Source organism: Micromonospora sp. NBC_01655 (genome assembly GCF_026339755.1).
Lineage (GTDB): Bacteria > Actinomycetota > Actinomycetes > Mycobacteriales > Micromonosporaceae > Micromonospora.
Genome location: NZ_JAPEQF010000001.1, coordinates 757,229 through 769,966, shown reverse-complemented (window position 1 = coordinate 769,966; position 12,738 = coordinate 757,229). Strand labels below are relative to the sequence as shown.

Below are 12,738 nucleotides of genomic sequence, written 5' to 3'. Positions count from 1 at the left end.
GCCCGGTCAGTAGAGGGGACAGAACTGGGGCTTCAGGTCACCGTCGGGACCAGAGAGGGTGACCGCGGCAAACCTCTGTCCCCTGCCGGCCGCCGCCGCAGCGCTGTCCAGCGTGCAGACGATCTGGTCGACGGCGGCCGCCGACAACGTGGTCACCGCGCCCGACAACGTCACCGAGAGGCGGGAACGGTCGGCGCTCACCGCGACCTCGGACGCCGGGAGGGCGTCGGCGGGCACCTCGCTCGTGAACCCCTCTCCCTGTTCGTGCACGTCCGGGCCGGCCGCCAACAACCGGAGCGCTTCGACGGGCGGGACGCCCTCCGTGGCCGAACGCACCACCAGCGTGAGAGTTCCGTTCCTGATCAGGTAGAGGCCGACGCCCTCGGACGGTCCGCCTCGGGCGGGACTCCCGGTGATCACCCCGCTGGGCTGGACTCCGCAGCCCGCGGCGAGCGCGGCGACCAGCACCAGAACGCCCGCGAGCAGCGCCCGTGCCGCGTTTCGGCCGGTCACCGTACACCTCCATCGCCCGCCGACTCCGCCACGCGCGGCAGGCGGAGCCTGAACACGGCGCCGCCGGCCGGCGTGTTGCCGGCGACGAGACTTCCCGGCTGCCCGGCGTGCCGGTGCAGGCGGGCGTTCTCCCACGCGATGGCCAGCCCGAGGCCGCTGCCCTCGGACCGGGTCCGTGCGGTGTCCGCCTTGTAGAACCGCTCGAACACGTGCGGCAGCACCTCCGGGTCCAAGCCTGGTCCCTGGTCGGCGACCTCGATGGTGAACCAGTTCGGTTCGGCGTGCAGCCGCAGCGACACCGGTGCGGCGCCGTGGCGGAAGGCGTTACCGACCAGGTTGGCGACGATGACGTCCAGCCGGCGCGGATCCAGGCGGGCCATGACACCCGGGGGCAGCTCCGCCCGCACCTGGTCGGCCCAGCCCCGCACCCGCAGCGTCGCGGTCACGGCCGCGGCCACGTCGACGTCGTCGAGGGCGAGTTGCGCCGTGCCCGAGTCGAACCTGCTCACCTCGATGAGGTCGTCGACCAGCCGGACGAGGTTCTGCGTCTCCTGACTGACGATTCGGGCGGCCCGGCCGGCGTCGCCGGGCAACCCGCCCGCCTCCTCGTCCAGGACGTCGGTGACAGCCGTCATCGCGGCCAGCGGTGTACGGAGCTCGTGCGACACGTCGGCCACGAAGCGCCGGGCGTCGGACTCCATCCGGCGCAGCTCACCGACCTGCCGCTCCAGCGTCTGGGCGGTGTTGTTGAAGGTCCTCGCCACGTCGGCCAGCTCGTCGGTGCCCCGGACGACCAGCCGGGTCGTCAGATCGCCCTGACCGAGCCGGTGGGCGGCCCGGCCCAGTTCGCGTACGGGCCGCAGCACCCCAGCGGCCGCGAGCAGGGCCAGCAGGACCGCGAGGACCAGCGACAGTCCGCCGGTCACCCACGCCAGGTTGGCGAGCCGGTCGATGCTCTGCTTCTCGGGGATCAGGCTGCGTACGGCGTAGACCTCCAGCCCGGACGGCCTGGACGTGCCGTCCGGCTGGTCGATCATCAGCTGGGTCCCGATGAGAAGGACGGGTTGGCCCTTGAGCGAGACGCGTTGCCAGGCGACCTTGCCGTCCCGGACCGCCTCCCGCAGTTCGGGGGTGAACGGTTCGGGCAGCTGGCTGCCCCGCGTGCGCATCCCGTGGTAGTACACCACCACAGACGAGTCCCGGTCGGACAGGATTCCGGCCATCGAGTCGAGCTCGTCCTGGGTGGGCGGCAGCCTGCGGAGCGGGTAGACCGTGATGAGCTGATCGGTCAGCGACACCACTGCGGCGTCCTGCGCCTGTTGGAGGATGACTCTCCGCGCCTGGAAGTAGCTTCCGCTGGCGACCACCGCCGTGGTGGTCAGGCCGAGCAGCGTGAAGGCCAGCAACAGCCGGACCCGGAGGCCCGAGGCACGGCCGACCGCCCAGCGCCACCGCGTCACAGCGGCCCGAACCGGTAGCCGAACCCGCGTACCGTCTGCACGAAGACCGGCGCCGACGAGTCGTCCTCGATCTTCGCCCGCAGTCGCTGTACGCAGGCGTCCACGAGCCGCGAGTCGCCGAGGTAGCCGTGCTCCCACACGGCCTCGAGCAGTTGCTGGCGGCTCAGCACCTGGCCCGGCGTACGGGAGAGCTCGAGCAGCAGGCGCAGCTCGGTCGGAGCGAGGCCGACCGGCATGCCGCCCCTGCTGACCACCAGCGCGGCCCGGTCGATGGTCAGGGCGCCGTGCTGCTCCACGCCCGCCGGCGCACCGCCGGCCCGCCGCGTCTCGCCGCCGGTGCGCCGGAGCACCGCGCGGATACGCGCCTCCAGCACCCGGGCCTGCACCGGCTTCACCACGTAGTCGTCGGCGCCCGCCTCCAGGCCCGCCACCACGTCCATGTCGTCGTTCCGGGCGGTGAGCATGATGATCGGCAGGTCGCCGAGGGCCCGGATCCGCCGGCAGACCTCGAACCCGTCAATCCCCGGCAGCATGAGATCGAGGACCACGACGTCGGAGGCGCCCTCGTGCACACGAACCAGCCCCTGCTCGCCGGTCGCCACCGCGTCCACCGTGTGGCCCTGCCGGGTCAACGCCAGCTGCAGCCCATCGCGTACCGTCTGGTGGTCTTCGATCAGCAGGACGCGGGACATGTCGCCAAGTATCGCAGCATGAGCCGACTTCGCTTTTTCACCATGTGGGACGCCTGGCATCGACCCTCGGGTCTCTTGCCGTCCTGACCGTCCCGTGCCGGGCCCCGTCGGTGTGGTTTCGGCGGGTTACCGGGACGGCGAAATCGGCCGAACGCACCAGGAACACCACCGATCCCACGGCCAGCACCGCTAGCGCAGTCGCCGTCACGATGGCGACGAGCGGCCCGCGCTCCACCGAAGCGCTCAGCCAGGGAGCGACCAACAGAAGCGCACAGACCAGCACAACCAGCATGAGGGCTGCCTCGACTAGGCCGCGCAGTGCGGTCCATTTGTCCGACCGGCCGTGCAGATCGCCGTCAGCCGGCGGGACGGCGCGGACGGTGCCCCGCCTGTTGGCGTGGAACACCTCGGACCGGTCGACTCGGACGGCGCCGTACGGGTCGGGCCAGAGGGCCGTACCCGGATCGACGTCGAGCGCGGGGTGGGCTTCGCCGCCCAGGTGAGCCAGCTCCGCGGCGGCCAGGCAGAACAGCGACACGGCCAGCAGGACGCCGCCGAGGGTGTCGCTGAACCGGTGCCAGCCCGCGATCATCGTGGCCGAGGCGACCACCGATACGCCCAGCGCGCCCGGGACGGCGAGCCACCGCCGAGCCCACCCGGGCAGGACCAGCATGAAAGCCAGCAGCAGGGCGGTCGCCGCTGTGACGTGACCGCTGGGGAAGCTGTTGTGGGTGGTCGAACTCTCGATCTGGAACTCCGGGCGAGGAAGCACCGTCTTCGCCACACCAGCCACCGCCACCGCGCCGAGGACCATCCCGATGCCCACCACGCCCGCCACCAGCCGCCGTCGAGCCAGGCCCACCAGCAGCACCGAGCCGAGCAGAACGGCCAGGACCACCGGGCTACCGAAGAGGGCCAGCACGGTCTTGGCCGGGCCCACGAGGTCACCCTGCTGCTCGTATCCGCCGCCCCGCTCCGCGCGGGGCAGGAGCAGCCCGTCGAGCCACTGACCGGCCGGCGTCCAGAGGAACACCACGCAGCTCAGCGCGAGGGCGAGCAGGGAACCGAGCGCCGCCTCGACCAGTAGGCCGGGGTGCACCGAGTGTGGCCGACGCGACGGGGCCGGCACCAGGGGACGTTCGATCCAGGAGTACGGCCATTCAGGAGACACATCGGCCATGGTCGCCACGCCACGTCCCGGCACCGTCCGCGGAATGTCTTCGTTGTGTCACAGGTCCGGGGCCCGCTTGGGACCCGCCTTGGGCCGGTACGCTCACCAATGCGACAACAACCAGCCAGACCCGGCCCCGATCGCCACATAACATCAGCGGATCGGGTCTGTCAAGTTAACGGCTGATCTTGGTTGTTGAGGTGGTCAGTCGCTGGCCGGGGTGAGCCGGCCCTCGAAGGCGATTTGGAAGGCGTTCAGGGGTGCCTTCCAGCGCATGGTCCACCGGCGGCGCCCAGCGCCGGTGGGGTCGAGGCTCATCAACGCCATGTAGACGCACTTGAGGGCGGCTTGCTCGGTCGGGAAGTGTCCGCGGGCGCGGACGGCCTTGCGGATGCGGGCGTTGACGCTCTCGATCGCGTTCGTGGAGCAGATGACCTTGCGGATCTCGACGTCGAAGGCGAGGAACGGGACGAACTCGGCCCAAACCTTCTCCCACAGCTTCACGATCGCCGGGTACTTCTTCCCCCAGGTCTCGGCGAACTCGAGGAACCGTTCGGTCGCGGCGTCCTCGGTCGCCGCGGTGTAGACCGGCTTGAGCGCTTTGGCGATCTTGTCCCAGTCCTGGCGGGCCGCATAACGGAACGAGTTGCGCAGCAGGTGAACCACACACGTTTGGACGATCGTGCGCGACCTGCCCATCCCTGACCTTCACATCGATAGCATCGATAAACGCGACTGGATATACGCGGTCGAGAGGCCGGTTCTGCCACTCAGCCATGCCATCCATGACCTTGTCAGTGATGGTGGAGATGGTCTGCTTGGACACCTCGGCGCCGTACACCTCGGCCAGATGCGCGGCGATCTCCCCGTGCGTCAACCCCTTGGCCGACAGCGACAGCACCATGTCGTCGACCCCGGTCAGGCGCCGCTGCCGCTTACGCACGCTCTGCGGCTCGAACGTCCCCGCCGCGTCGCGGGGCACCCGAACCTCGACCGGCCCGACGTCGGTGAGCACCGTCTTGGTCCAGCTGCCGTTACGCGTGCTCCCACTGCCTCGACCCGCCGGGGTCGTGTTTGTCGTAGCCGAGGACGCGTTCGAGTGCGGGGTGGATCTGGGTGAGCAGGCTGCGGATGCGGTTGGAGACTCGGGTGGATTCGCCGGCGAGGTCGTCGTCGTAGCCGACGAGCATCTCCAACTCGGCCAGGGTGTCGTCGCCGGTGTCGACTCGGCGCAGGGTGTGGGGCAGGGTGCGGCCGCATCGGCGATCACAAACGCGTCGCGGACGTCGGTCTTCGCGTTGCCGGGATGCAGGTCCGCGATGCGCCGCATGGCCAGGCGGGCAGATAGGCCACCTGATGCCCACACGCGCGGGCGACCGCCACCGGCAGCACGCCGATCGACGCGGGCTGGTCCACCACTACCAGGACCCGGCCGTGGCGGCCGAGTTTGTCGAACAACGCCCGCAGCCGAGCCTCGGTGTTGGGCAGCGGCGCGTCGTGCAGCCGCTTACCATCCACGGCCAACCCGACCGCGTGATGATCACCCTTACCGACGTCCAAGCCCAGGAAGACCTGGTACTCGCCGTGCACCTGCACCGCCTCCGCATCACTGTCGCGCACCTCGGCCGCTGGTCAGGGCGTCGGACTGCCGGCATCCACGTTACGAAGAGGCCTACCCCGAAAAGGGGGCGGCGGCCTGGTCCCTATCAGCAGTCCGCCGACGCCACCCGACCCGGCGACAACACCCCCCGGATCATGCATACGACAGGGGCAGTAAGTCATACCGGGCCGGGCGACCGAGGAGTCCCCAACTGGGGACGATCAAAAACGTACGGGGATCGGTTCGGGTTCCTGACCTTTACTGGCGGCGACCCTGACCCGCGGAGACCGTAAGGACTTCGGTTACGACCCGGGCGGCGGCGTCTGGTCGGCCGTGCACAGTGGCGGCCTGGGACATCGCGGTTCGGCGGTGGGAGTCGGCCAGCAGGTTTGTGATGGCGGCGCGGAGGTGGTCGGGGGTGGCCTGGTCGCCGTCGAGCATGACGGCAGCGCCCTCTTTTGCGAGGTGGCGGGCGGTGATGCGTTGCTCGTCGCCTGCGGAGACCGGATACGGGATGAGGATGGACGCCTTGCCGAGGGCCGTGAGCTCGGCGACGGTGCCGGCGCCGCTGCGGGCCACGACGATGGCCGCCGCGGCGAGCAGGTCGGGTAGCTCGTCGTGGATGAAGTCGACGACGCGGTAGCGGTGCGCGACCTGCGTGGGAAGCCCGTGGGCGATCTGCTGCATCTCGGTGTAGCTGAGGCTGCCGCACTGGTGGACGACCTGGCAGTGCTGTAGCAGGTCGGGCAGCGTACCGGCCAGCATCCGGTTGATCTGCTGGGCACCGGATGCGCCGCCGGTGACCAGCACGAGCGGGACAGACGGCTCGAGGCTGTACGCGGCCAGGCCCTTCGCGGGGTTGCCGTTGAGCACCGCTGGCCGTACCGGGTTTCCGGTGACGACCGCCCGGCGGCGGACCCGTGGCGGTAGGTGGTCGAGGGAGGCCTCGTGGCTGAGCAGGATCCGGGTGGCAAGGCGGGCGAGGATGCGGTTGGCCAGGCCGAGGCTGAGGGTCTGTTCGTGCATCAGATATGGCACGCGGAACAGGGCCGCGGCGAGGCCGATCGGGACGGAGACGAATCCGCCGGTGCTGAGAACGACCGCCGGCCGGGTCCGGGCGACGGTGAGGGCGGCCTGCGCGATGCCCAGGGGGATGCGAAAGGCGTCGACGACGTTGCGGGCCAGTTCGCGGGGGTTGGGTGAGCGGCGAAGCTTGCCGGTGGTGACCGCCCGAAAGGGAATGTTGTTGCGGTTGGCGATCTTGGCTTCGAGGCCGTCGGCGACGCCGACCCAGAGCAGTTCGGGTGCGGTGCCGGTTTCGGCAAGCCGGACCTGCAGGGCGTTGATCGCGGTCAGGGCCGGGTAGGTGTGCCCGCCGGTGCCGCCACCGGTGACGATCATGCGGAGCGTGTGCAGGCGCTGAGTGCTGTAGAGGGACATGCCGAGCCACTCCGAGGATCGCGGTACCGGACGGGTCGAGGCAGTCTAGCGACGCGCGATGTCGCTTTCGCCCGATCTTGGTGGGCTATGTGATGTGCTGGTCGACCAAGGCCGCGAGTTGCCTGAGGATATGTTTGGCGGGGTCACCGTGAGGGGTCGGCGAGGACACTCTTCGAGGCTACATGAGCCCTGTCTCCTCGTCTTGGGCGTGAAGATCGCGCCCCTGTCGGTTCCGAACGAATCGCGAGCATGCTCGCTCCCGGCCGGCACCACCAGCGCTACTCGGCGACAGCGGGTAGGCGAGGCGGCTCGCCGCTGGTATCGAGGAAGGCGGTCGCGATCTGGATGGCCGTCTCGGGCCGGATCCGTAGATGCTCGACGGGATACTCGGTGGGCACTCCGCCGAGGTCGAAGCTGAGTCCGGCGGCCGGGGTCACGACTGTCGGGTCGTTGAGGTATCCGCCGTCGTCGGCGATGTGCACGACGAAGCTGTAGGTGGGGTGGCCCAGGCCGATCTGCAGGCCGGGGGGCAGTTCCTCCGGGTCGTCGGTCGCCTGGCTGAAGATGGTGACCGCGACGGGCTCCCCGGCCTGGTGAATCTCGTGCAGTACAGCGCTCAGGGCGGCGGGGTCACTCAGAGCGACCTCGTGGTTGTCGCGGTGGTCGCCCCGGTCGTATGCCCACGCCACCTTCATGCGATGGCCTTTCCGTTGCCGGTGTAGGTACGCCACAGACGTACCTGCCCGTCATCGTCGCGTACGTACACGGTCAACTGCGCACCGGACGGCAGCAGCCGCGAGAGGATCCTCTCGCAGCCGTAGGGCTCGTAGTCACACGGCGCGTTGTTGGTCAACACGACCGCGTACGTTGCCTGTTCGCGGCGCATCCGGGCGGCGAGCTTGGCCTCCAGATGGTCGGTAGTGGTGGCGATGAGCTTGTAGGCCGGCTTGAGATCAGCGGCGGCTGCCGGGTCGCGACCCGATCTCATGGGCACTCGTTCGCCGTTGATCAACGCCACACCGGACGTGGGGTCTTTCGCTCGCCGTCCGGGCAGGTCGCGGGCGGCCTCCGTCAACCAGCCGGGCAACCGATCCGTCTCGGCCGGCACCTGGGGTGGGCCCGCGGATGTGTCGCTCGTGCCGGGCGGTCGGCTGACACCGCCGCCTATGGCCATTTTCCCAGGTCACCGACCTGCCGGGCCTGCGCGAGTACCGTTCGACATGGTGGCGGGCCTCGCCTTCCTCGGGCCCTGACCGCCGCAAGTCCCTGTCCGACCTGCTGCAGGCGGGCCAGTGTCGGTCCGGGTTGCCCACCCTGCAGCGCCGCGGTGACGAGTCGCTGTGCTTCCTCGATGCCCGCTGCCGCCGCAGGCCCACCGTCCACACGACAAGCTGTTCGATGCGCTCGGCGGTGCGCTGCCGAGCAGCCTCGGCCGCCCCGACGACAGCTCCGAAGATCTGCGCCTCAATGCTGTCCTCGTACAGGTCGCTGAGCTTCGCGCCTACCGCCGCGACCCGCTCCGCGTCGGGCGCGGCGAGCTCGCCGTGCCCGGCCCAGAACGCGTCGACGCTGTCCCGATAGAACGCGGCCGCCACGGATTCTCGGCCGCGAGGCGCCTGATCCAGAGCGAACTGCAACCGTCTGGCTGCGCCGCTTGTACGTGCTGGTCGTGATGGAGGTCGCTACCCGCCGAGTCCACCTCCTCGGCATCACCGCGCACCCGGACCGCGCCTGGGTCGCCCAGCAGGCCCGCAACCATGTGATGGACCTCGGCGATCCCGATCAGTGCTCCCGTGCGACGGCGACGACGCCTCGGCGGACTGATGAACGAATACCACCGAGCGGCCTGAAACGATCACCAAAGCGCCAGGTCACGGCAATGACACGAGTTTCGGCACGGTACACACTTCGTCGGAGGGAAGGCGGCGACGTACGTCATCGCGCATCCCGTTTCAGTCAGCTGACAGACGCGACCAGGGCAGGCCCGGTCTAGCTTCGACCCGTCCGCACATCGTGAGAAAGGAAGATGGACATGAGCAATCCCCCCGACACCCCGACGGTGGTCCTCGTGCACGGCGGCTTCGCCGATGCCTCGTTCTGGGGCCCGGTCATCCAGGACCTGCAGGCCCGCGGTCTCCCGGTGCTGGCACCGCCGAACCCGCTGCGTGGGTTGGCGCACGACGCCGAGTACATCGCCAGCTACGTCAACCAGATCGACGGATCGGTACTGCTGGTTGGACACTCCTACGGCGGCGCCGTGATCTCGGTCGCCGGGGCCTCCACTCCCAACGCCGTCGGTCTGGTCTACGTCGCGGCGTTCGTCCTCGACGAGGGCGAGTCATTCGGCGAAATCTTCGCTCGGTTTGGAGACACGCCGCTTGTCGGGGCCGTGCGGCCGAGCCAGTACCCGCTGCCGAATGGCGAGACGGCGGTCGAGCTGACGATCGCGCCCGAGCTGTATCGGGAGGCGTTCGCTGCCGATCTGCCCACGGAGATCACCGAGGTCGCCGCCGTCAGCCAGCGTCCATTCGCCGCGATCTTCGAGGATCGGGCCGAGGCCGCGGCCTGGAAGACGCTGCCGTCATGGGCTGTCGTGGCGACGGCGGACAAGGCGATCCCGCCGGACGCGGAGCGTCACATGGCACGCCGGGCCGGTGCCGAGACGATCGAGGTTGACGCCTCGCACTCGATCGCGCTGTCGCAGCCGAAGGCGGTCGCCGACCTGATCCAGACCGCAGTGAACGCCATCGCCGCTGTCGGCGTCGCCGGCCGACCCTGAGCTGGCCTCGTACCGCCCGACCCGTGTGCCTCGCGTTCGCGATCCGAGCGCGGGGCACACCACATTCGCAGGAGACGACACGGCCCGGGGTCGCGCGTGCGTGGGAGGATCTCATTCATGCTCGTCGTGGCGCGTGATGACGCTAGCCCGCTCCTGGGTCGTGGGGCCGAGGTCACGCTGCTGGCGTCGCTGCTCGACGGGATTCAAAGCAGCGGCGGCGCGCTGGTGCTGCGCGGCGAGCCGGGCATCGGCAAGTCGCGCCTGCTGGCGGAGGCGGCGGCGCTCGCACGCGACCGCGGCGTGGTGGTGCTGAGCGCGAGCGGGGTTCAGTCGGAGGCGCGCCTGGCCTTCGCGGGCCTGCATCAGCTGCTGCGGCCGGTGAGGGACCGCGCGGCCGACCTGATTCCGGTTCACCGGGCGGCGCTCGACGCGGCGTTCGGGCTCACGGACGGCCCCCCGCCGGAGCACTTCCGCATCGCCATGGCCGCGCTCGAGCTGCTCTCGGAGGTCGCCGGCGACGCGCCGCTACTGCTGATAGCCGAGGACGCCCATTGGCTCGATCATCCGACAACGGACGTGCTCGCGTTCGTCGCGCGGCGCCTCGAGTCGGACCCGATCGTGCTGCTGGCCGCTAGCCGCGACGGCTACCGCTCGGCGCTCGCCGACGCTGGGCTGCCCGAGTACCGGCTCGGCGCCCTCGACCCGACATCGGCGGCGGAGTTGCTCGACGCGTCGGCGCAGCAGCTCACCCTGGCCGAGCGCAAGCGGATCCTGCACGAGGCGGCCGGCAACCCGCTCGCGCTGATTGAGTTCCCGCTCGCCGCCACGCGTCTGGCGCAGGGCGCGTCCGAGCCCGGCCCGCTGCCGCTCACCGAGCGCCTCGAGCGGGCGTTCGCCGCCCGGGTCTCCGATCTACCTGAGGAGACCCGGCTGCTGCTGCTGGTTGCGGCACTGAACGACGGGGACCACATCAGCGAGGTCCTGCGGGCAGGCAGCGTCGTCGCCGGGACCGCCTTGGATCTCGCTCTTCTCGTGCCGGCTGCCGATGCGGCCGTCGTCGAACTGGATCTGCAGACCGTCCGCTTCCGCCATCCGCTCATCCGTTCGGCCGTGCGTCAGAGCGCGAGTGTGCTGCAGCGCAGGCGCGTGCACGAGGCGCTCGCGCGGACGCTGGAGGCCGAGCCCGACCGCCGGGTCTGGCACCGTGCGGCACTGATCACCGGAGCGCACGAAGACGTCGCCCTGGAGCTTGAGGGGGCGGGGCGGCGCGCGCACCGCCGCGGGGCCCTGCATGTGGCGATCACCGCGCTGCGCCGAGCGGCCGAGCTCAGCGATCCTGAGCACCGAGGACGCCGCCTCCTCGCGGCGGGCGAACTCGCAGTCGAGCTCGGTCAGCCGGAGCTCGCCGCGCCGCTGCTGCGTCAGGTCGATGAGCGCAGCGGCCCCGTCGAGCGCGCACTCGCGACCTTGATCGAGGAGATGATCAACCCGCCCGACCTCGGCGACGCCGACCGCGTCGCCCGGGTCGTCGATGCGGCCGAGCGCGCGGGAGACGCCGGCGATCGCGATCTGCACGTCAGGCTCCTGTGGCTGGCGGTCTCCCGAGCGTGGTGGACGGACCCCGGACCGGCCGCGCGTCGTATCCTCGTCAACGCCGCTCGCCGGCTCGGCGGCAACGGCCACCGAGACCCACGCGTGCTCGCCATCTACACGTGTGCCGATCCGGTTGGCCACGCGCCCGATGCCCTGCCCCGGCTGCAGGCCGTGGCAGCCACGCGGACCCTGGATACGGAGTCCAAGCGGCACCTGGGGCCAGCGGCACTCGTCCTCGGCGCCTTCGACGTCGCTGCCGTCCTCCTCGCGTCCGCCGCCGACGGCGCGCGCACGGAGGGGCGACTGGGCCACCTGCCCCGAATGCTCGTTCTGCACGGCATCGTCGCCTCGTTCCTCGGCTCCTGGGACATCGCCGTTTCCGCCGGCGAGGAGGCGCGGCGGCTCGCGACCGAGTTTGGCGCACCGCTCTGGATCGCGGGTGGCGAGACCGTCCTCTCGATGGTCGCCGGTATGCGAGGCGACGCCGACGCCGCCGAGCACGGCGCCGTCCGCGCCGAGCAGTTGGGTCTCGCCGCCGGCGGCAAGGTCACCGTCGCCCTCGCCCAATTCGGCCGCGTGCTCAGCGCGTTGGGAGAAAGCCGGCACGACGACGCATACGCGTCGGCCCGGCGGCTGTTCGACCCAGCCGATCCGGCCTACCACCCGGTCGTGGCTCGCTGGCTCATCGCCGACCTCGCGGAAGCCGCCCTCCACACCGACCACATCGCCGAGGCGAGACAGCTACTCACGCAAGTGGAGGCCACGGCCGGCTCGCGACCGGCCGTGTGGATCGAGCTGAACCTGCGCCACGCACGCGCGCTCCTGGCAGCCGACGCGGCAGCAGCGCAGCGGTGCTTCGATGACGCGCTCGCCGCGGACCTCGGGCTCTGGCCCTTCCAACGCGCGCGCCTCCTGCTCGCGTATGGCGAGTGGCTGCGCCGTCAGCGACGGATCGCCGATTCCCGCGCGCCGCTGCGCACCGCCCGCGACATCTTCGACACGCTCGGCTGCATGTCATGGAACAAGCGTGCTCGACGCGAGCTCCGCGCGTCAGGGGAATCGAGCCGGCGCCGCGACCCGGCAGCCCGAGATCAGCTAACCGCGCAAGAACTCCAAATCGCCCACCTTGCAGCACACGGCCTCACGAACCGGGAGATAGGCCAACAGCTCTACCTATCCCACCGCACGATCAGCACCCACCTCTACCGCATCTTCCCGAAACTCGGGATAACGACACGCAGCGAACTCCAGGCCATACTCTCCACACCGGCACCCGGCCCGTCCCCCACCGCAGGCATACGCCCCCACACCTCGCCGTGAGGCTTGCCCGCATTCCGGCCGCGCCAGGGCGCACCGCACGCCATGGCATCGCCGGTACGGCAGAGAAGCTCGCCACGTCAAGGAACCACGCGTCGTGCCTCTCGGGCCTACTCAAGCACGTCGAACCAGACCTGCAGGGCGCCTTGGGCCGACCTTACGGCTGCCACCCG

At 70.4% G+C, this 12,738-nt stretch carries 10 protein-coding genes and 2 pseudogenes; 2 read left to right on the top strand and 10 right to left on the bottom strand.

Annotation, left to right across the window (positions count from 1 at the left end; genetic code table 11):
- Positions 1–6 precede the first annotated feature (6 nt).
- The 10 genes and pseudogenes from OOK41_RS03710 to OOK41_RS03665 form a co-directional block, all read right to left on the bottom strand.
- Positions 7–513, bottom strand: a complete 507-nt coding sequence (locus OOK41_RS03710) for a hypothetical protein (RefSeq protein WP_266262971.1) — start codon at positions 511–513, stop codon at positions 7–9.
- Positions 510–1,919 (bottom strand): HAMP domain-containing sensor histidine kinase, encoded by a 1,410-nt coding sequence (locus OOK41_RS03705; protein ID WP_266262970.1) that lies wholly within the window; start codon positions 1,917–1,919, stop codon positions 510–512. The genes OOK41_RS03710 and OOK41_RS03705 overlap by 4 nt, the downstream gene beginning before the upstream one ends.
- Before the next feature lie 50 nt (positions 1,920–1,969).
- Entirely contained in the window at positions 1,970–2,665 is a 696-nt protein-coding gene (locus OOK41_RS03700) for a response regulator transcription factor (protein ID WP_117668315.1), read from the bottom strand.
- 37 nt (positions 2,666–2,702) lie between these two features.
- On the bottom strand, positions 2,703–3,836 hold the full coding sequence (locus OOK41_RS03695; protein ID WP_266262969.1) for a phosphatase PAP2 family protein: 1,134 nt from the start codon (positions 3,834–3,836) through the stop codon (positions 2,703–2,705).
- A gap of 204 nt (positions 3,837–4,040) precedes the next feature.
- Positions 4,041–4,924, bottom strand: a pseudogene (locus OOK41_RS03690) (transposase); the annotation flags it as partial.
- A pseudogene (locus OOK41_RS03685) lies at positions 4,919–5,426 on the bottom strand (IS110 family transposase); the annotation flags it as partial. The pseudogenes OOK41_RS03690 and OOK41_RS03685, both read right to left, overlap by 6 nt.
- Before the next feature lie 268 nt (positions 5,427–5,694).
- A complete protein-coding gene (locus OOK41_RS03680) occupies positions 5,695–6,876 on the bottom strand; it encodes a glycosyltransferase (RefSeq protein ID WP_266262968.1) in 1,182 nt (393 codons plus the stop codon).
- Between the two features lie 278 nt (positions 6,877–7,154).
- Positions 7,155–7,571, bottom strand: coding sequence for an Imm1 family immunity protein (locus tag OOK41_RS03675; protein WP_266262967.1), 417 nt, complete (start codon positions 7,569–7,571; stop codon positions 7,155–7,157).
- Positions 7,568–8,050, bottom strand: coding sequence for a DddA-like double-stranded DNA deaminase toxin (locus OOK41_RS03670; RefSeq protein WP_266262966.1), 483 nt, complete (start codon positions 8,048–8,050; stop codon positions 7,568–7,570). Before OOK41_RS03670 ends, OOK41_RS03675 begins: the two co-directional genes overlap by 4 nt.
- Positions 8,041–8,259 (bottom strand): DUF6244 family protein, encoded by a 219-nt coding sequence (locus tag OOK41_RS03665; RefSeq protein ID WP_266262965.1) that lies wholly within the window; start codon positions 8,257–8,259, stop codon positions 8,041–8,043. Before OOK41_RS03665 ends, OOK41_RS03670 begins: the two co-directional genes overlap by 10 nt.
- A 649-nt stretch (positions 8,260–8,908) precedes the next feature.
- Here OOK41_RS03665 and OOK41_RS03660 point away from each other — a divergent pair.
- Together OOK41_RS03660 and OOK41_RS03655 are read left to right on the top strand one after the other, a co-directional pair.
- Positions 8,909–9,655, top strand: a complete 747-nt coding sequence (locus OOK41_RS03660; RefSeq protein WP_266262964.1) for an alpha/beta fold hydrolase — start codon at positions 8,909–8,911, stop codon at positions 9,653–9,655.
- A 117-nt stretch (positions 9,656–9,772) separates the two neighbouring features.
- The gene (locus tag OOK41_RS03655; protein ID WP_266262963.1) at positions 9,773–12,568 is read left to right on the top strand and encodes a LuxR family transcriptional regulator; all 2,796 of its coding nucleotides are present in this window, start codon (positions 9,773–9,775) and stop codon (positions 12,566–12,568) included.
- Positions 12,569–12,738 lie beyond the last annotated feature (170 nt).